Source organism: Bifidobacterium sp. MSK.17.10 (assembly GCF_019129655.1).
Taxonomy (GTDB): Bacteria; Actinomycetota; Actinomycetes; order Actinomycetales; family Bifidobacteriaceae; genus Bifidobacterium; species Bifidobacterium adolescentis.
On the sequence record NZ_JAHOJD010000005.1, the window covers coordinates 133,603 to 152,362 of the forward strand.

General features: G+C 52.5%; 12 protein-coding genes and 2 pseudogenes. 9 read left to right on the forward strand and 5 right to left on the reverse strand.

Annotated elements, in window-relative coordinates; genetic code table 11:
* Positions 1-20 precede the first annotated feature (20 nt).
* Positions 21-2,354 carry a phage tail tip lysozyme gene (locus KSX58_RS06010; RefSeq protein WP_217735970.1) on the forward strand — a complete coding sequence of 778 codons (2,334 nt, stop codon included), beginning with the start codon at positions 21-23 and terminating at the stop codon, positions 2,352-2,354.
* A gap of 63 nt (positions 2,355-2,417) precedes the next feature.
* Here the strand turns inward: KSX58_RS06010 and KSX58_RS06015 are convergent, their stop codons facing one another.
* Both KSX58_RS06015 and KSX58_RS06020 read right to left on the reverse strand, forming a co-directional pair.
* Positions 2,418-3,383: a hypothetical protein gene (locus KSX58_RS06015; protein WP_217735971.1), complete on the reverse strand. Its 966-nt coding sequence runs from the start codon at positions 3,381-3,383 to the stop codon at positions 2,418-2,420.
* A gap of 55 nt (positions 3,384-3,438) precedes the next feature.
* A complete protein-coding gene (locus tag KSX58_RS06020) occupies positions 3,439-3,906 on the reverse strand; it encodes a hypothetical protein (RefSeq protein WP_217730617.1) in 468 nt (155 codons plus the stop codon).
* 260 nt (positions 3,907-4,166) lie between these two features.
* Here KSX58_RS06020 and KSX58_RS06025 point away from each other — a divergent pair, with 260 nt between their 5' ends.
* From KSX58_RS06025 to KSX58_RS10455, 5 genes and pseudogenes are all read left to right on the forward strand, one after another.
* Complete coding sequence (locus tag KSX58_RS06025; protein ID WP_217735972.1) at positions 4,167-7,559, forward strand: FtsK/SpoIIIE domain-containing protein; 3,393 nt, start codon at positions 4,167-4,169, stop codon at positions 7,557-7,559.
* A gap of 60 nt (positions 7,560-7,619) precedes the next feature.
* A complete protein-coding gene (locus KSX58_RS06030) occupies positions 7,620-8,342 on the forward strand; it encodes a hypothetical protein (RefSeq protein ID WP_217735973.1) in 723 nt (240 codons plus the stop codon).
* Complete coding sequence (locus KSX58_RS06035) at positions 8,335-10,263, forward strand: cell division protein FtsK (RefSeq protein WP_217735974.1); 1,929 nt, start codon at positions 8,335-8,337, stop codon at positions 10,261-10,263. The genes KSX58_RS06030 and KSX58_RS06035 overlap by 8 nt, the downstream gene beginning before the upstream one ends.
* Positions 10,264-10,298: 35 nt before the next feature.
* A complete protein-coding gene (locus KSX58_RS06040; RefSeq protein ID WP_217735975.1) occupies positions 10,299-12,983 on the forward strand; it encodes a hypothetical protein in 2,685 nt (894 codons plus the stop codon).
* Between the two features lie 10 nt (positions 12,984-12,993).
* Positions 12,994-13,128 (forward strand): annotated as a pseudogene (locus KSX58_RS10455) (XRE family transcriptional regulator); the annotation flags it as partial.
* Between the two features lie 114 nt (positions 13,129-13,242).
* Here the strand turns inward: KSX58_RS10455 and KSX58_RS06045 are convergent.
* A complete protein-coding gene (locus tag KSX58_RS06045) occupies positions 13,243-14,364 on the reverse strand; it encodes an ssDNA-binding protein (RefSeq protein ID WP_217735976.1) in 1,122 nt (373 codons plus the stop codon).
* 279 nt (positions 14,365-14,643) lie between these two features.
* On the opposite strand from KSX58_RS06045, the pseudogene KSX58_RS10620 reads away from it, so the two are divergent.
* The 3 genes and pseudogenes from KSX58_RS10620 to KSX58_RS06055 all read left to right on the forward strand — a co-directional run.
* A pseudogene (locus KSX58_RS10620) lies at positions 14,644-14,742 on the forward strand (helix-turn-helix domain-containing protein); the annotation flags it as partial.
* A gap of 93 nt (positions 14,743-14,835) precedes the next feature.
* Entirely contained in the window at positions 14,836-15,306 is a 471-nt protein-coding gene (locus tag KSX58_RS06050) for a hypothetical protein (RefSeq protein ID WP_237976448.1), read from the forward strand.
* Positions 15,307-15,312: 6 nt separating this feature from the next.
* Positions 15,313-16,227, forward strand: coding sequence for a PD-(D/E)XK nuclease-like domain-containing protein (locus tag KSX58_RS06055; RefSeq protein ID WP_217735978.1), 915 nt, complete (start codon positions 15,313-15,315; stop codon positions 16,225-16,227).
* A gap of 73 nt (positions 16,228-16,300) precedes the next feature.
* Here KSX58_RS06055 and KSX58_RS06060 read toward each other — a convergent pair whose 3' ends face one another.
* Together KSX58_RS06060 and KSX58_RS06065 are read right to left on the reverse strand one after the other, a co-directional pair.
* Entirely contained in the window at positions 16,301-17,191 is an 891-nt protein-coding gene (locus tag KSX58_RS06060) for a replication protein RepA (RefSeq protein ID WP_217735979.1), read from the reverse strand.
* 96 nt (positions 17,192-17,287) lie between these two features.
* Complete coding sequence (locus KSX58_RS06065) at positions 17,288-18,196, reverse strand: replication protein RepA (protein ID WP_217735980.1); 909 nt, start codon at positions 18,194-18,196, stop codon at positions 17,288-17,290.
* Positions 18,197-18,760 lie beyond the last annotated feature (564 nt).

Sequence of the window (18,760 nt, forward strand, 5' to 3'; positions counted from 1 at the left end):
TTTTTTGTAAGGCGGGTACAGTGCAAAGTTTTGGAAAAATGGCGGCGACGGGGATGGCTGGCCTACTCCTCTTCGACATGATGATAGCGGTCGGCGTGACCAGTATGAGTACCGTGTCCGATACGACCATGATGTCCATTCGCTCCAACGGGTGCAAGAAGACCTCTGCCCAAAGCAGTTCGGACAGTGGGAACAGTCTTATAGACAAGTACATAGCCAAGGCCGAGGAAATGGCTAAGGATGACAAAATCGGCTATAGCCAGTCGAAACGAAAACTTAATCCTGATGTTGACTGTTCTAGTTTCGTCTACTACGCGTTGACGAAGGGTGGCGTCAAGAATCTGGGTGATTCTCCGTTCAACACGTCCAGTATGAATGACTCGATGAGCAAGGCCGGTTTCACCAAAACCGACTTCGATGGTTCCGCAGACAAGCTCCAGAAAGGTGATGTTGTATGGCGGGACGGTCATACGGAAATCTATATCGGGGATAATAAGACCGTTGGTGCTCACGAGGATACCGATGGCAAGGATGGTGACAGCAAGGGGGACGAGGTATCGGAAGTCCCGTTTGATTACGGTGGCGGTAAATACACTTCCTACTATCGTCTTTCCGACTCTTCCGCGTCCAACTCCTCCGACTCCTCCTCTTCGGACTCCAGTAGCTCCAGTTCATCTTCTGATTTCAAAACCAATGATGTAGCAATCAAAATCGCCAAGGCGTTCGCGTCAGCGGGATTCTCCAAAGCGGCCACGGCTGGAGTATTGGGCAATGTGTATGCCGAATCTGGTTTCGTAGCGGACAGGAGTGGCAGTGGCAATGCCTATGGTTTGGGACAATGGGACCCCCGAAGCAAAATCCGCACATGGATGGACGCCAACGGTTTGAAGGATACCCCCGACTCGGATGAAGACGGGCAGATAAAAATGCTTGTGGCAACCGCGAAAAGCTCCTTCAACAATCATTACTTGTCGGAAGCCAAGGCCGAGATAACCGTCAAGAACGACAGTCTGTATGATACTTGGCATGAAGCCAGCGACCCGGAAGTGGCCGCAGTCGCATGGATGGCCGGATGGGAAAGGCCAACTTGGGCCTCCCGTAATGAGGATAACCGAAAACAGGTAGCCAAGAACTATTACGACAAAGGATTGAACGACATCTCCTTCAACGGCAAAAGCGAAGACTCCGACGATGACAGTTCCCAATGTTGTACCGAGGATTCAGACTCCGGTTCCGACGATAAGAATACTTCCACAGTCACCAACGCGTCCGTTTCTTCAAGTGACTCCACCACGTTAACGGGAAACTCGAAAGACTTCGTGGATAAGACGGTTGAAGCGGCTTATAAGGTCGGAAAGAAATACAAAATCCCCTATGAGGTTATTCTGGGACAGTCGGCTCAGGAAACCGGTTGGGGTACTTCCAGTCTGGCAAAAGACCATAATGCCTATTTCGGTATCCGTCCGACGAAAGGAAGCCAAGGAGTCGTGGAAACGGGTTCAAATGGAAGCTTCGTCTCATACAATTCCGTTGAAGACTCGTTCGAGGACTACGGTCTGTTTATCCACGAGAACTCCCGGTATGCAAAAGCATTGCAATATCCAAACAATCCTCAAAAATATTTGCATGAGGTAGCATATGCGGGCTATTGCACGGACGATGGTGAGGGACATAAGAACGAGGCCGCGTACCCGATTTATGAACAGCGTGTTTGGGATTTGACTAAAAGTATCGCGGCTTATATCAAGTCCACGGGAAAGTATCCGGCTTCTTCCGAGATGAGTTACAGTGATTTGGACTCTGACTATGGCAATACGGTCTGCCCCGCCAGTGACGAAGGAGACTCCGCACAGAACGGCGAAATAGGCGGCGCTCCGGCAAACACTGATAATTATGCTTGGATGTGCAATAGTAAGGTGAAAGTCTGCAAGGCAGGTGATACCGGCCCCAGTTTTCTCTGGTCTAATGGCGCAGACTATCAGTGCTACTGGTATTGGCTTATGCGTTCCTACATGGTGTTCGGAAGCATGGAAAATCCTCGCACAAATTACGGTGGAGACTTGTATGCCGACTTGCAAGGCAGGGCTGGTTGGACTACGTCTAAATCACCTAAACCCGGAGCCGGTGTGTCCTTCAAGGACGGTACCGGCGCCATTACCCACGTCGCTTTCGTAGAGAAAGTTGAAACCGATTCTTCCGGAAAATGGAAGATTTTCATTAGCGAGGGCAACTCAAGGGACAGCGACCCGACAGGCCACTGGAATGAGTACAACACTCGTTGGGTGGTTCCTAACGGAGACAGATGGTACGGGTATATCCAAGGTTTCTTCTGGCGTACAGAATGGAATCTTTAATATCAGTCAGATAGGAAATAAGTATGGGCGAATGTTTTTGTAACATTCGCCCATACTCATTTTTTATTGTCCATTCGCCGGACAATTCTGGCATCCGGGATTGGATGTGAAGGAAATATCCTCCCACATTGACCAATCGACTTTTCCTAACAAGTCACCCTCGGATTCGGGATGTCTTAGGACTTTTGTAATGCCCGTCTGATTCAATCCATTCCAATTCAAATCTCCTTGAACAGGAATGGCTATACGGTTCCCTCCACCGATGTTTTTAGCCACATTGTCTGGAGTCCACTCGTTGAAATACGGGTTGAGCCACCAATACTCGTCGGCGTCATGCTCTATCCAAGAAACTTTTCCATCCTTGATGGTCAACAGGTCATTGATGGCGTAATCCCTCCATGCCGGGGTCACTGCTTTATACCCACCAAGACTATAAGTGTCACCATTGGTTACAAGAATGGCTCGGACGGTTCCTTTGACTCTTACTTTCCCATCATTGTATGCGGTTGATTTTGGTTCGTCTACCCATCTTGTCCCAGTTCCCCATACTTCGCTTTTCCACCATGTCTGATTGTCTGGCATGATTGAACAGTATGCGTAAATGATTGCGTTGTCCTGTGAACATACGTAGGATATGGCGTTCTTACCCCATGATGGGTCAACGTCAAAACCCACTATTCCTGAATCGGGGAAATCCGGAAGGTCTGGTGTTCTCAATGCGGACAATACTTGGTCGGCTGACTGTTTGGCCCACTGGTGTGGGTCAGCGAGCGAGTCCACTCCCCAATTGCGCATGTCTTTTTCCATTTGGAGGGCGATGGTCTTGTTCTGTTCCTTTTGTTTGTCGGACAAGACTGGGGTTTTCTTCTTTTTGGCCTTGTTGGTGGAACTGGAGGAGCTGGTGTTGGCGCTGGCTTGGGTCTCTTTGGTGGACGTGACGTGCTTGCGCCATGCGCACCATCCGATGACGAGCGCCAACACTAGGACGACTACTGTGATTATGGTGATGGTTTTTTTGTTGTGGGACATGAGTTCAGCCTTTTGCTAGGAAGTTCGGACGGGTGTTCGAACATCTAGAAGAATCTTAGCGAGAAACCCTGCCGTCAGCCTTCTTGTACTGGGATTCCCTTCCATCCAACCCGTTCTTTCCGAGGCGAAGCAGGATGGTGTTCATCCACATGACACCCGTGGGGATGAGGTATCCGATAAGTGCGAGCAGGAGGCAGAAATTATCCCCGGGGTTCCAGTGAACGTAGAGCATTGGAACGATTGCCATGAGCACGCAGTCGATGGGGATGTCACGCAGTTTGCCCTCATGGAATTCAATTCGGAAGCACCAGATGATGGTTTGGAGGATGGCAACGAAGATGAGGAACGTGAAGATGTCGAATGCTCCGACGGCGATTGAGGGGATGACTGTTCCGAAGAAGTTGTTGAACATCGTTTCGAACGTCTGTCCTGCACTGGTCATGGACAGTCCTCCGATTGCGAGGACGATGACGCAAATCGAGTAGACGATGAACGTGCCAATCGAGATAAGTAGCGTTGCCATTTTGTTTTCTCCTTTTTCTTTAGGTCATAATTTGTTTCCTTATGGCGACTCTTTTTTTGTGGACATTCTCAGTATAGCACGAACCTAAACTTTCTACAATAACTCGCCACCCAAGACGACGACACGCCAAGAAAACACCCCAACCAGCCCCAACCTCCCCCAAACAATTTTCCTGTTTTCAAAAGGTTTACAACAAACAGTCCATTAGTGTCGTTAATAGATTTCCGACATTCAAAAACAGATAATGAATGGAGTCCTCGATGGCACAGAATCGCGGTGGACGAAGCCGCAGTAGGAGCAAAGAGCCGAACCATATCTGGAGCGGCTTCTGGTGTGGACTCATAATCATCATCGGCGTAATCCTCTGGACTTTACTGAGACTTCCGCTCATGCCGTTCATCTGGCTGGGAATCCTCGTAGGAGGAACCACGGCCACCTATCCGACGCCCGCACATAAGACAGACCCCATAGACCCGAAGAAACTCAACGTCTACTACCGTTGGAAGGATATGTTCTCCGGGCTGAAACCTTACTCCCGTCCCGAAAAGGACGACGAGTTCGATGAGAACCCCGAGACATTCACAGACATCATGTCCAAGTCCGACTGGCTTGCCGCGCATAGGGTCTCATGGTGGGTCGGCTGGTTCGTCGGCCTGTACGCCAGTCGTGGATGCGGATTGTGGACGATACCGTTCAACATGATATTCGGTTTCATGTCGGTCATGGGCGTCATCCATTGGCGGGACCGTCTTGTAGACCGTCGGCATATCTATCAGGGTGTGAGCGTGTTCGCCTTCCTGCAAAAAGGCAAGCCGTCGCAGAAGACCATCGCCATCGTCTCCGCTGTTATTCTCCTTGTTATACTGGGAGCTTGCACATATTTGGGGTTCGTGGATATTCCCACGACGCTCAGTCTTCCCGCACTTCTGTTCCTGTTGCTCGTGACGAAATTTGACAAGAAGAAGCAGACCGCGTATTGGCGTGAACTCGTCAAAGCGCAACGCATGCTGGACGGTTGGGTCAAAAGCGACGACTTGGCAAAGATGTGGGGAGGAGCCTACGTCACCCAAGTCAAGAAGGTCGGCCATCGCAAGAATCCGATGCACGTCATGCGAGTCCGTCTGCAAGACCAGTACGACGCTCCAAGAAGCAATGAGAAAGTCCTGAAGGCCGGTGTGGAACCGTTACGTTCCTCCGCCACATCCAGCGGCTACAACTTCATAGCCCTGCTCGCCGCCAAAACCATCAAGGAGAACGGCTGGCAGTTCGACCCAAGCCTAGTGCGAATCGTATACGGCAAGGACGAGTCCTGCATTCCCGACATCACCAAGAAGAAGGTCGGGACGAAAATCGCCCAACTGGTTGCCGACATCGCCTACGATTATTGCGCCCAGAACGAATGGCACAAGCGTCCGCCGCTCGTTCAGGTCATCGACGCCGCCGCAGACGATGAGGAAGAGGCGGCATGGCTGATGCTGTTGCACAATCCTCCCAGTGGTGGTGCTCTCATCACCCAGTTGGGATTGGAATGGTTGGCGAACCCGTTCAGCCCCGCCGACATCATCAAAATGCCGATATTCTCCGACTTGGAGAACGCGTTCATGCTCGCCGCCCAACCCGAAACGAAACTGAACGACAAAGGCAACAAGTATCGTCCGGCGGGTTTGACGCAAAGCAAATCGTTCAACCGGTATATCGAACTGTCCCGCCGGTTCAAACAGGACCAGAAGGCTTGGCAGGATATCGTCGGGTCGAAGCTGAATCTTCCCGTCTGCAATTACGACGAAGAGAAGATTGTCGAAACCAGTGAGGGCTGGTCTATCTCGTTCATGCCGGAAATGCTGACGGCACCAGACCGCACGTCCGACTTCATGAGATACGACCTATCGAGTCTCGACCCGTCCAAGGATTTCGTCGGACTCATCGAGGAGAACGGCATCACCTCGCTGGCCATGGCGGACAACGCCCCTTTGAGAATCGACCGTCTGACCGGCTCCCGTCCCGAATACCGTCGTTACGCTCAGGCGCTCATCTACAAGGCGCTCATGGACGTGATGCCATCGCGGGCGGAGGTGGTCATCGACTCCTGTCAGCAGATGGGCAAGGACACGGCCATCTGGCGTATCGGCTTCCATTTGGGTCGTGGCGGAACCGTTGCCGACGTGCGTAAGAAAAGCGCCAACATCAGCGCCGCCGTCGGTTCCGAACGAGTGTATTGGGATTGGCAATCGGCAGACCGTGCGACAGTATGGCTGTGCTCCAACCCGTATCTGGGAACAGACCCGGACAGCGTGGCCCATTGGAAGATTCGAGCCGCCCAGAAGGAACTCATTCAACTAGCCTTGTCTGACGCTTGGGGTGTTGCCGGAGTTCAGGACAGTTCCGGCAAGACGCCGACCGTCGAATCGTTGGGCGTACTTCCGAACAACAAGGAAGTCCTGCTCGCCAAATTCCAGATTCCGGGCGGATTGGATTTGGACAAGCCGCAATACAATCTCGGCAAGTTCCTCACCGAAGCGAACTATCCGTATGGTCGAATCATCCAAGCCTACGGCACGGATTTCTCCATGGTGTTGGCGAAGAAGAGTCCGTTCCCGACAAGCGTCATGGCGGATTGGGAGACGGCGAAGAAGTGCGACTGTCGCAAGTTCCCGATTGGCGTGGACGATTTGGGCAATCCCGTGTACTGGGATACGAAGACCACGCCACATCTGCTCATCAGCGGTAAGAGCGGTAGCGGCAAGTCGTCCGCTTCGCAGATTGTCATTGCGGAGGCTTTGCTGAAAGGCGAGGACATCATTCTCATCGACCCGTCGAAGGGTTGCATCGATTTCACCCAGTGGGCGAAGCCGAAGGCTCTGGCGTTCGTCGGCCTGTACCAGTTGCGTGAGACGGAGGCTGTGATTTCTTGGGCACGTGAGGAGATGGCCGAACGCGTGCGCATCAACAACAAGTATGGCGTGGGCAACATCTTCGAACTGAACCCGGACGACGTGGAGGAAGCCGACCGCAAGCATCTGAAACCGTTGAACATCCTGTTCGATGAGTTCAACTCGTACTTGCAGGAGACCGGCAAGACCACGCAGAACCCTCAGAAGGACATGCAGATTGCCAACGACAATGCCGCCGTGTCCGCCACGAACGCTTCCATCGCCCGGACGATGAGCGCGTTGAGCAAGATTATCGTGCAGGGCCGTACCGCTGGCATCCGATGCATTTTCGGCGCTCAGCGTTTGACGATGGACGATATGAAGAAGTACAACGGCAACGCGTTCTTCCGTTCGTTGGGACGTATCCTCTTGGGAATGGACTCCCCCGCAGGCGTGGTCAGCGCCCAGAATCTCTCCGAAGCGAACCGCACCCAGAAATCGTTGAAGAACGAGGATGGTCTAATCCCGGTCGGTCGTGGAATGTACGAAAGCATGCAAGGCACTCTGATGGCCGTGCAGACATGGTATTCGGGCGGTCAGGACGAACTGGCTAAGCTCGTTGCCGACATTCCGAACCCGGAACCCATCGACTACCAGCAGTACATGCCGCGAGCGGCGGAACAGTTCACAAAGCTCGACGTGGAGGATATCAAGGAAATCTTCACTTCCAACAACGGTTCGGAAAACGTCGAGGACGAGGACGTGGAGGAAGAGGAATGGTAATCATCCCGCTCTTCCGGCTCGTCTTTTCCAACAATCCCAAAGGAGGGGAATTCCAAAAAAATGTCGTTCATTCTAGGTGATGATATTCACGGCCTTCCGGTCGAATGGCGTACTGAAGAAGGCAATCAGAACATGCTGACCATCAGCGGCAATCATGGTTCGGGCAAGACCATGCTTGCGGATTCCATCATGTTGCAGGCTTTGGCCGCACAGTATGCGGTCATTCGTTTCGACTTCGAGGGCAAGCCGCTCCCCTCCCCCATCGTCAGTCAGGTTGACTATGAAGCAAAGGCCGAAACGTTGGAGGTGCTTGACCGGACGGTGGCTGAAATCAGACGGCGTGGAACATGCATCGAAAAGCATGGAGTGGAAGGAGAGCCGACCCCACGTCCGCTTCTGCTTGTCTTCGAGGACTTGGACACGCTCATGGAGACCGAAGACCGATATTATCTGTGTGCCGTCGAGGAACGCCTACGGGAAGTCGAAACCGGAATCTCCGGACTGCGCGTGTATCTGATGCTTGTATCATCCACGTTCCCCATGGAGGAGCATTCCCTTTTGAAGAACGTCATCTCCCATAGTGGTCACGTCCACTTGGGGTACTCCCCCATCGAGAAATATGTACTCCCATCCAACAGGGAACAGGCGAGCCATCTCATCACCCGTCTCGCCGACCACAGCTTCCAACTGCTACCCGGACAAGGATTCTACGAAGACCGGTTCGGAGCGTTGAAACCAATCAGTCAACCCCACGCATTCGAAGGAGGAAACCACAATGCCTGAGACACGACCGAAAATCAAAATCGGATTGTCCAAAATGTTCCCCGAAGGGTTCGACGCGCACAATCCGGACGATATGATGCGGTTGACCCGAAAAATTCAGGAGAAGGCCGCACGCCAGCCTGAAAAATATGAAGGCTATCTCATCGACAGCATCAGCCCGGACGGACTCTACGCCTACATCGCTCCGATGGCTATGTCTACCGACGATAAGGAGATGCAGAAGCTTCTCACGGAGGGTATGGCGCACGGTGATGAAATCGACGCCGCCGACTGTATGGGCGAAGCCCGTCAGAAGGATACCGTCGCCCGTATCGAACTGAATTATGCCAACAGTACAGACCCGACCATCAAACATGTGTCGGGCATGACATGGAAGGTAATCGATTTCATTCCGCGCACCAGTTCCAAGAGCGTCGTGCTGTTGCAGTTGATGGACGATAAGACCATTTCGATTCGCCAACAGTTCGCTGAGGCGTTGGGTTTGCAGAAGTATCCGTGGCTTATCCGTCTGACGCCGACCGCTGAGGGTGGTTGGAAAATCCGTATCAAAGGCAATGCGGCCACGTATCGTCCTTCCAAGCATGATACGAAGATTCAGGAGACCGTTGAGATTATCGGCGGTGAAGGCTGGTTCTTCAAGGCTGATGCCGAGAACGGTGTCATCACCGTGTATCCGGGCGTGCCGCCGACCTTCCCTGCGGTCATCAATCCGCCGAAGGAGTTCTGGAAGAAAAGCGACTTGCGGCACGCCTACTTCGGCATGAAGCTTCCCGACCGTGGACGTGAGACCGGCGACCTGCTGTACAACGATTGGAAGGACGCGTCCGGAGTGCTGGTCGCGGGCGCTTCCAATGGCGGTAAGAGTGTGGTCATCAACTGTCTTGTATATGCCGCAGTATCAGCCGGATGCCAACTCGCGGTATGCGACGACAAGTACAAGAGCGTCGATTTCAAATGGTGCCGTCCGTGGGTCATCGACCATGGTTGGGGTTGCGACAGCATGGAATCCTGCGCGGCCACCTTGCAACACATTCTGGACTTGAGCGCGGTTCGTGCGAATGTCATCAACCAGTATGGCAAGGAGAATTGGTGGGGTCTGCCGGAGGATGTCCGTAAACAGTATCCGCCGATTCTGCTGGTGTGCGATGAGATTGCGCAATGGGCGGCACCGTTGACCGTTCCGCCGGGATTGTCGAAGGATAATCCGACCCGTATCAAAGCCGAATACGAGAAGGGTATCCGTGCGATGAACTATATGGCGTTGCTGAAAATCTGCCAGACGGTTCGTTTCAGCGGTATCTTCTTCATGTATGCGGCCCAGTCCGCAACCAGCCAGAATGGTCTTGACCCGAGTGTCCGGACCAATCTTCCGTCGAAGATTCTGTTGGGCGACAAGGTCAACGATACCGTTCGTGGCACCGTGCTGAATGATGCGAAGAACGCTCCGACTGTGCCGAGCTATCTTATCGAGGCTGGAGTGTCCCGTGGCTGCGGAATCGCTGAACTCGTCGGACAGGAAGCTTGCGTCTACAAAGGCTTCTACGAGGACGACCACAAGCATGACAAAAGCTGGAGCGACATTCTCCGCGAACACATGTTGGAAAACAATCCCCCGAAAGGCAATGATGAAGCCGGTCACTGGTCTTGGGACGACATCATCGTCGCCGTGCCAGCCGCCGCAGAAAAACCCGACGACGGTGCCATGTACGAGGATGACAGCCACTCCCCCAGCCGGTTGGAAACCGAAGGCGGATTCGGTGAAGACGGTCGTGACGTGGCAGACCGGGACGAACCGTTGAAAGGTGCCGCCGCCGCAGCTCATGCGAGCAAACTGTATGCGGCTGGAGTTGACGTGCCCCACGTGAGCGCGGTAGCCGCCGCTCGTAGTCTTGCCAAAGAGTCCGCACAGCAGGGCTTGTAAGAGTCCGACCATCATAGTCTGGAGGTGTTTCGCAGATGTCTGAGCAGGATGATTTTCTGATTGGCAACAACCGGTTGGATGAGTCTCTTTTGATGGACATGTCCGACATGCCGGCGGAGCAGTCCGCCGCTAAACCGGCGAGCAGGAAAAAGAAGTCTCCGGCGAAGCGGAACACCTCTTCGACTGTGAGGAAGAAAAACAGTGCGACGGCGAAGCAGCCGAGTGGAGAATCGTCTTCCCGGAACGATGCTGGTACGTCGAACAGGCGGAACGGTGGACAGGCGAAACAGAATGACGCCGTACCGTCCGATAGTGAAAACCAGTCCTCCACAACGCCGCCTCCACGTTTTAACAGTCAACCGGTGGAGCCGGTCGATGTGAAACCGGTCAGCCAGCAGAATGATGGTACGGTCGATGAGGATTCCATCGATATCGACAGTCTGCTGGAAGACCCGTGGGGTTCCCCATCGTCCGATACAGGCGAAATGGTTGAACAGGATTCCGGTATGCCGGTCGAACAGTCCCCCGTCGAAAACGGCGTACCGGCTGAGCAATCCTACGGTGAGCCGGTCGGCCAGTCGGCTGTTGGAACGGAAGAGCAGTCAGCTTTCCAGCAGGAACAACAGTTTTACGGCGAACCGGCAGAACAGCAAACCGGTGTAGCGGGAAACCAGCAGTCCGAAGATGACATAGACCCGTTCTCCATGTGGAACATGCAGGAACAGTCCGATGCCTCCACGGTAGGACAGAATACCGTCAATCCGGATGGGCGACAGAACAGCGAAACGGCGAACCGGCAGAACGTTGGACAGGCGGAACAGGATTCCATCTGGCGGATGGATGACATGCCGCAACAGGCGGAACCGCAACAATCCGATTATCCGGCCAGCCAGCAGGACAGTCAAGCGGATATTTGGAGTGTTGATTCGCCGGAACAACAGTATGCCGACGGTCAGGCGCAACAGTCGAACGGCGAAACGGCAAACCAGTCAAATGATGATTTCTGGAATACCGGCGAACCGGCGCAACAGCAGACCAGTATGCCTGAACAACAGTCCGATGACGTTCAGGCGTTCCAACAGAACGGCGAACAGGATATCTGGGGAGACAATCCCACAAGCGGGCAAGTCCAACAGTCGAATGGTGAAACGGCGGACAGGCAGGCCAGCGAACAAGACTTCTGGGGAGATGAATCCGACGTTCAGCCGGTTCAACAGTCGGACAGCGGACAGGCAATCCAGTCGGACGGTGAACAGGATATTTGGGGAGACAATCCCACAGGCGAAACAGCAACCCAGTTGAACGGTATGCCGGAAAGCCAGCCGTCCAGCGAGCCGGATATATGGGGGAGCAGTGACGACAATTCGCCGTATGGACAGAACGCCGCTCCGGTAGCCTACGATGATATTTGGGGAGATGAGATTCCAGTCCAACAGCCTGAACCGGATGACGGCGGACAGGCAAGCCCATTCGACGGCGGACAGGAAAACCAGTACGACGATACGCCGGTGAGCCAATCCGACACCGAACCGGCGAACCGGCAGAACGGCGAACAGTCCAACCAGCCGGATGATGACTTCTACCGTCGAAACAGCATCTTCACCGACCATGGTGAAGGCCAATGGTGGGAGGATGGTTCCAACGTTCAGGAACAGTTGGCACCCCAGCAACAACAATCCGCGCCACAACAGGAGGATGACGGTTTCTGGGATGACAGTATACAGGCAAACCAGTTCGACAGTACGCCCGTAGAACAGTCCTCCGGTTTTCCGCCGCAACAATTCGACGGCGAACTGCCGGATTATGCGGATGATATCGAACCGGAAAACACCACCGACAGTGAGGGCGATGGTGGCGGAATCCGTAAAATCATTATCATGGTCGTGGTGATTCTGGCCGGTATCGCGCTTCTATGCGGTGGTGGCTATTACGCTTATTCGACATACACTCACGCCCAAGCCGAGAAGGCCCGGCAGGTTGAAATCCAAAAGAAGCAGGATTCGCTCACGAAAGCCCAAAACAATTGGGACAAGCGTGTGGCCGACGCGAAAGACCTGATTAAGGAAATCAAGAACAGTCTCGTGAAGGACGACAAGACCACGCTGGGGGAGTGTGACAAGCTCAGCAAGGCCACGGAAGGAAATCCGATGACCGAAGCGGCAATCGGCAAGAAGATGAAGGTGTTGAACGCTCAATACAAGGCGACCGACAACGCGTATCGGAAGGCATTGCAGTCGAAGAGCGTGGACGTGTCCAACAAGTTGAAGAGTCTCATCGACCAAGCCGGAAAACTTGGCGACGCTCCGGATTCGTCGGATAAGAAGACCATGAACAGTCTCGTCAAACAGTGGAAGGATACGCAGGTGACGGCTGACAATGTGGCCGACGCCAACAAGGCGGTGTCCAGTCTGCAAGATGTGGTGGGCAAGGTCAGCAAGGCCAAGACCGACGCGGATAATGCGAAGAAGGCGGAAGAGGATAAGAAGAAAGCCGAGGAGGAGGCCAAGAGGCAGCAGGCCCAACAGCAACAGCAGTCCCAGCAGACTTACACGCCGCAACGGCAATATACGTACACGTATACGCCGCAACGGCAGTATACGGCTCCAAGGCAACAGCAGTCCACGCCGTCAACCCCGTCCACACCATCGACTCCATCCACACCAGCTACACCGTCGCAACCGTCCACCGGTGGTGACGGCAACAGCGGTGTGATGTTCTAAAATAGGGGCTGTGACATTGTACAAAGTAACAGCTGTAGTGACTTCTTCGGGAGACTGGTTCGCCGTTGAAGTGCCTGAAATCGGAGGATTGTTTACTCAGGTCAGACGACTGGACGAAGTCGAGGGAATGGTTAGGGACGCCGCCGAAATGTTTGGAGTAGAAATAGGTTCTGTTCTAATCCAGCAGGCTCACTAAAAAACTGACCCAACCTACAAGAAGCTCTTGTGGGTTGGGTCAGTTATTCTCAGGGTTCGTCAATCACCATTCGGTGTCCGCACCCTCGTCAAAGTCGGAGTCGTAATCGTCTTCGACCGTTTCCTTGACAGGCTTGCGGGTCTTACGCGGTCGGGGAGCGGAAGCCCCCTCTTCCTCCTCACCGTCGTATTCCTCTTCCGGTTCGACCGGCTTCACCTTACGGGCGGGCTTGGTCTTACGACGCGGCTTCGGAGCCTCCTCCTCATACTCGTAGTCGTCCTCTTCTTCCGGTTCCGGCTTGACCGGCTTGACCGGCTTCAACTTGCGACGCGGCTTCGGAGCCTCCTCTTCCTCCACATCGTCATCCTCGGCATAATCATCAACGTCGGAACCGGAACGAAGCTTGACACGCTTGTTCCACGGGTCGTCACCCGACTCGTAATCCGGCACCATCTGGTCACGCCATGCGACCATTTCAGCAATCTGCTCTTCGGTGAAAGCATCCTCAAGGGACATGATGCCAGCCGGAGTACCGCCGCCGATAATGACAACGCTCTTGATTCGACCGGTCACACCCTGACCAATCTTGGCCTGATGCCAGCCGGAAAGACGAAGCACGGCACTCGCATACTGTCCCGCATACACCTTGTCTTTCCAGAAGTCGAGTCGGCGTTCGTACTCTTCAACGGAATCGGGGTCTTCCTCGTTCACGATGAAATGTTTCGGCATGGGGTGGAGGATGTTCTTGTCATCGACCCAGCCGACGCTCGGAGGTTCGGTTGCGCGAGACTTGGCGGAAAGCATGTACTTGCCCCTCAGCGAGGAATCACGTTCGGACATGATTACCAGTTCGCCGGTGTCCTTATCCTCGACCTCCTCACTATCGCAGTCAACGAGGGCGAAGTGGATTGCGGCACGCTTGTCGAACATGCGCTTGGCTTTCAGCTCTTCGATATATGCGTTCTGATAGCCGGAAATCTTCTTGATAATGGCACTGTCACGACGCTTGTCGAGAATCGCACGGAACATGTAGGACGGCTTGCTTGGAGTCTTGCCCTTGTTCTTGTCATCGTCGCTCTGCTTGAAAACGTAAGGCTCGAAGAGGGAGCAACGTCCAAGAGTGATGTGGGGGAGGAACACGTCGAGTGTGGACGGCACTGATACGGACTGCTCTTGCTCTGCCATTTTTGGCTTTCTCCTTATTTTCGTTTTCCTCTCACACCAATATCAGGCATGAACCTTTTCCATTCGGGAAACAGTTTGAACATGCTCTGACATGAGTGGAGGAAGTCAGTTCTTTTATGTGGACATGTCCAAGTATAGGTCATATTTGAACTATTGTGAAATCAGGCGTGTCCCCTTGAATTTCAACGATTTTCAGCATACTCAATCATACGATTTGGTTCAAAAGTGAACCAATGCTATAGTTGGGTTGAAACTTGTAGGAAAGGAGTTGTCTAAAAAATGGGAAACATCTCATTACGCAACCTTCGAATACAAGCGGGAAAAACACAGGCTGAAACAGCCGAAGTACTGGACGTGTCAACAAGCACATATAAACGGTGGGAGAAAAACCCACTTGAAATGCCACACGGCATGTGGTTGGAAACCGTCCAATATTTGGAAATGTCCGCGCAAATCAGAAAGAAGACCAAAATGGCAACCGATTACGGCCACTCCGAAGTAGTATTCGACGAACCGATGACCGACGAGGAGGAGGAAAGGAACCGAGCATCATACACGGTTCCGATTCCGGACTCTCTGACCAACAGTTTCGAACCATCCCAGCCCATCACCGATAAACAATTCCTCGACTGGGAGATTCGCCACATCGAACCATATCCGGGTTATGCGGAGGAGTACGCCGCATGGCAGGACGCGTGGGAGGAAATCGACCGGGCACAGGCCGAAGCTGACGGAGACCACTACAACTACGTTGACAACATGAAACTCCAGCCGGAGTTCGACCCGCAGACCGGCGAACCCATCGACTATGAGGAGCCGGTCATCTTCCAGAACGCCGAAACCAACAAGGTCGAAGTGCATCTGCCCGCCGAAGACGCGGTCAAGGCCGACGCCGAAGCGCGAGGCGAAGACACTTCCATCACCGGAGACGAAGAGGAGTAATCCTCCATGAGCCAAGCGAAAATCATCGACGCGACCGACGAGGAATACTTCGCCATGGACGCGCTCGACCAGAGCCAGTTGAAAGCGTTCCTGAAAAATCCGAAGGAATGGGCTTACGACCGACTGTTGGGCGACCATACGCCGACGGACGCGATGAGGTTCGGCACCGCGTTCCACGCTTACCTGTTGAATACGAGCGAGGTCGTATGCCTTGACGAGGGGCAGACTTTTCAAAGCAAAGCCAACAAGGCGTGGCGTGAAGCGCAGGAGGCGATGGGCAACATCGTCGTATCTTACAAGGATATGCAGTTGCTCAAACGCATGAAGCAGAACATCATCGACTCCCGTCCCGACATGTACGACCTTATCGGCAAAGGCACATGCGAACAGTGCATCGTGTGGACGGATGATGATACCGGTTTGGGACTGAAAGCCAAACCGGATTTGATTCCGACCGGCGTTGACTATCTCGTGGACTTGAAGACCGCGAGCAGTGCCAGCGCTACGGACTTCCACAAGCATGTCATCGAATACGGTTATCACATTCAGGCGTCGTTCTACCGTCAGGCGGTTGCGAACTGTCCGGCGGAAGCATTCCAACGCACCAGACGCAAGCCTGTGGCTATGCAGTTCTGGGTGTTCGAGAAAAGCGGCGCATGCGATTGGCAACCGTTTTCCATCAGCGCGGACAATGACGTGACGAAGATGGCTGGAATGGCTATCAGCGCGGCCTTGCATGGCATTGCCGAACTCCGTGACAAGGCGGAAGCCGACGGACATTACGGCAAAGGCATCGACGCGGCGGCACGATACGCGCTACGAAACTGCGGATACGACAAGTCCTTGAAGGAAGTCGAATTCACAGCATGGGACATGGCCGACGCGCAAAACTTCGCCATGTACAGTGACGTAGTCGCATAGCTCTTTCCCCTCTCGTTTTCCAACATTAAAAGCTTGGGGCATCGAAAAAAAAATCGGTGCCCCAAGCTTTTTGTTAGAAAGGGTTTTCCGTCATGGCGGACTCCTTTGCGGAAGAGACGGCTCCCTGTCCGGAAGCCTTTTCCTTTCCTTTACTCGAAGTGAGAGAGCTTCTGCTAGGACAGACCGTCAATCCTTTTCCCCCAACGGAAGTCGCCAGCTCCGGCCATGCCTCCGACACCTTCTCCAACGACCGGCAAAACCTCCGTTTAAAAGAATACATAGGCGTATTCATCGAATCGAATTGACCTCGAAGATTCTCCCAAGATATGACGACGGGCTTTTTCAAGGCATATGTTCGATAGGCAAGCCACTGGTAGATATCCAAAGCTCTGGGGGAACGTCCCAGTTGATTGGTTATGTCCCTGCTCAAGGGAACGCAATTCTCCGTAAGAATCCGCCACAGCAAGTCAGATAATCTGATATATGTTTTCCGTGAAGTGTCCACGTCGTGAAAGTGGAATTCTCCGTAATCGAAAATCCGATAGTTTCCCACGGCCAGTATTCGTTCTTCCCTCGCACCGAACCGTCCCCTAAACTGGATAGTCGTATTCAGCATACGATTCAGCATCTCGTCTACTTTTTCAGCCAAACCGCCGTAATATGTTAGGCCAGAGTGCTTGCAGAAAGAACGGAATGATTCGTTAAAGACTATAGTCTTTTTGTCGAAATCGACTTTCTCAGACCTTTCCGTGATTAAAGAACGCAAGTAGAGAAGAATAAGCCTAGGAATCTTCCCGTAAGCCCACTTTCCTCTTTCCGGGGCAATATTGACCGTGACTGTTCCGTTCCTTTTCTCAAAGAACTCAGCTCCCGTGTTCTCTATAGGGAAGACACCAGCGATGGGTATAAGTTTCAGATTGTCGGCAACTTTCAGAAGGTAGCCTTCGTTGCTATTGTCAATCATATGACCGCTCTTTTCTTAACTAATTGACGGTTTGCCACGTGTAAACCCGACGATAGAAAACAGGAGAATACGTTTCTACTCATTGAGAAGGCTGGATTAGGCAAACGGGTTTAGTTCCACCTGCCTTGGCTTCACCGGTTGGGGAGTCTTTTGGACTGGTTCCTCGGAGTCCAGAGAACTTTTGCAGGGGTATAAGGTTAGCCCGTTTTTCCCGCATATGACTTTGATTTCAGGCCAAGCCTCGCATACCTTGCTTAAAGCTATACGGAACCTCTGTTTAAAAGAACGCATCGGCGTAGCAGATATGTCAAATTGGGACTTGAGGGATTGCCACGGAACAAACAACGGCTTCTTCAACCCATACGCTCTATAGGCAAGCCACTGGTAGATATCCAATGCTCTAGCCGACTTGCCAAGCTCGAAAGTGATTCTCTTGTTCAACGGCACCGGATTACCCGTGAACATACTCCACATCTCCTCAGAGAACTGGATATAAGAAGACGGGTCTCCATCATCCTTAAAACCCGGATAGTCGAACTTGGAGTTATTGAAACGCAGATGGAATTGACTCACAAGACGTAGGTTGCGCCCCTCCATGAAATGTCTCCCATTAGGACTCTTGCCGATTAGGGAAATCGTGAAAGTCGTTCCGGATAGGCAAAGAAGAGACTGTTCGACATCCTTGATGTTGGTTCCGGTACATAATCCAGCTTCCTCGCAGAATGACCGGAAAGACTTATCTAATTTGACTATACGATTCTCCATGTCCACTTTGTCCGATTTGGTTTGAACTAATGAACGAACGTAAATCAAAAACAGACGGGGTATCTTCCCATATGTCCAACCCCACATAGATTGCATTACCGCCACGGACATGCACCCGTTAGTTCTTTCCACGAATCGGACGTCACCGGGGTTCTTGAGGGGAAACATGGCAATCTGCGACATGAAGCTAGGAGAATAGCTGATGTCTTTTTTGTTGGCGGCTGGTGTATCATTGGACATGGAACCACTTCCTTTTACGTTGGTTTTAACAAACCCCTCTGTTCCTTACCTGTCACGGAGGGGTTTCCTTTTTCTCTTTATTGTAAGATGCGGACTGTATCTTTCAAGGTCGTTAACAGAACTTCTTCCATCCGTGAACTTCATAATTTGCGTGCAAAAATCTATTTTTTATCTATTTTTAGTGCCTGATTTGCATGCAAAAGTTTATGATTTGCGTGCAGAAGTGCCTGATTTGCATGCAAAAGTTTATGATTTGCATGCAAAAGTGCATAATTTGCATGCAGGGACACCTTCTCGGCCCTACTGCCACAAGGGCTTTCAGGCATCCCCATAAGTATACATAACATACATAACTATACATAATATATATAGGCTCAAATTTTAAAAAATTTGAAAAAAGCAAAAAATATAGGAAAAATGCTTTTACTAGGTAAAAGCTAACAGACGTAATCCTCTAGGCTGGTCTTGAAAACAGGTTCCTCTCTTTGCTGGGAAACCGTTAACAAGCGTGACCCTCTATACTGGGAGAGGAGGCAGGTTAATCCTTAACTTGGGTTATCGCTC

Bases quoted from the DNA above. Each gene is read 5' to 3' on its own strand.
- KSX58_RS06015 (WP_217735971.1), bottom strand. From the start codon at position 3,383: ATGTCCCACAACAAAAAAACCATCACCATAATCACAGTAGTCGTCCTA.
- KSX58_RS06020 (WP_217730617.1), bottom strand. From the start codon at position 3,906: ATGGCAACGCTACTTATCTCGATTGGCACGTTCATCGTCTACTCGATT.
- KSX58_RS06025 (WP_217735972.1), top strand. From the start codon at position 4,167: ATGGCACAGAATCGCGGTGGACGAAGCCGCAGTAGGAGCAAAGAGCCG.
- KSX58_RS06030 (WP_217735973.1), top strand. From the start codon at position 7,620: ATGTCGTTCATTCTAGGTGATGATATTCACGGCCTTCCGGTCGAATGG.
- KSX58_RS06035 (WP_217735974.1), top strand. From the start codon at position 8,335: ATGCCTGAGACACGACCGAAAATCAAAATCGGATTGTCCAAAATGTTC.
- KSX58_RS06040 (WP_217735975.1), top strand. From the start codon at position 10,299: ATGTCTGAGCAGGATGATTTTCTGATTGGCAACAACCGGTTGGATGAG.
- KSX58_RS06045 (WP_217735976.1), bottom strand. From the start codon at position 14,364: ATGGCAGAGCAAGAGCAGTCCGTATCAGTGCCGTCCACACTCGACGTG.
- KSX58_RS06050 (WP_237976448.1), top strand. From the start codon at position 14,836: ATGGCAACCGATTACGGCCACTCCGAAGTAGTATTCGACGAACCGATG.
- KSX58_RS06055 (WP_217735978.1), top strand. From the start codon at position 15,313: ATGAGCCAAGCGAAAATCATCGACGCGACCGACGAGGAATACTTCGCC.
- KSX58_RS06060 (WP_217735979.1), bottom strand. From the start codon at position 17,191: ATGATTGACAATAGCAACGAAGGCTACCTTCTGAAAGTTGCCGACAAT.
- KSX58_RS06065 (WP_217735980.1), bottom strand. From the start codon at position 18,196: ATGTCCAATGATACACCAGCCGCCAACAAAAAAGACATCAGCTATTCT.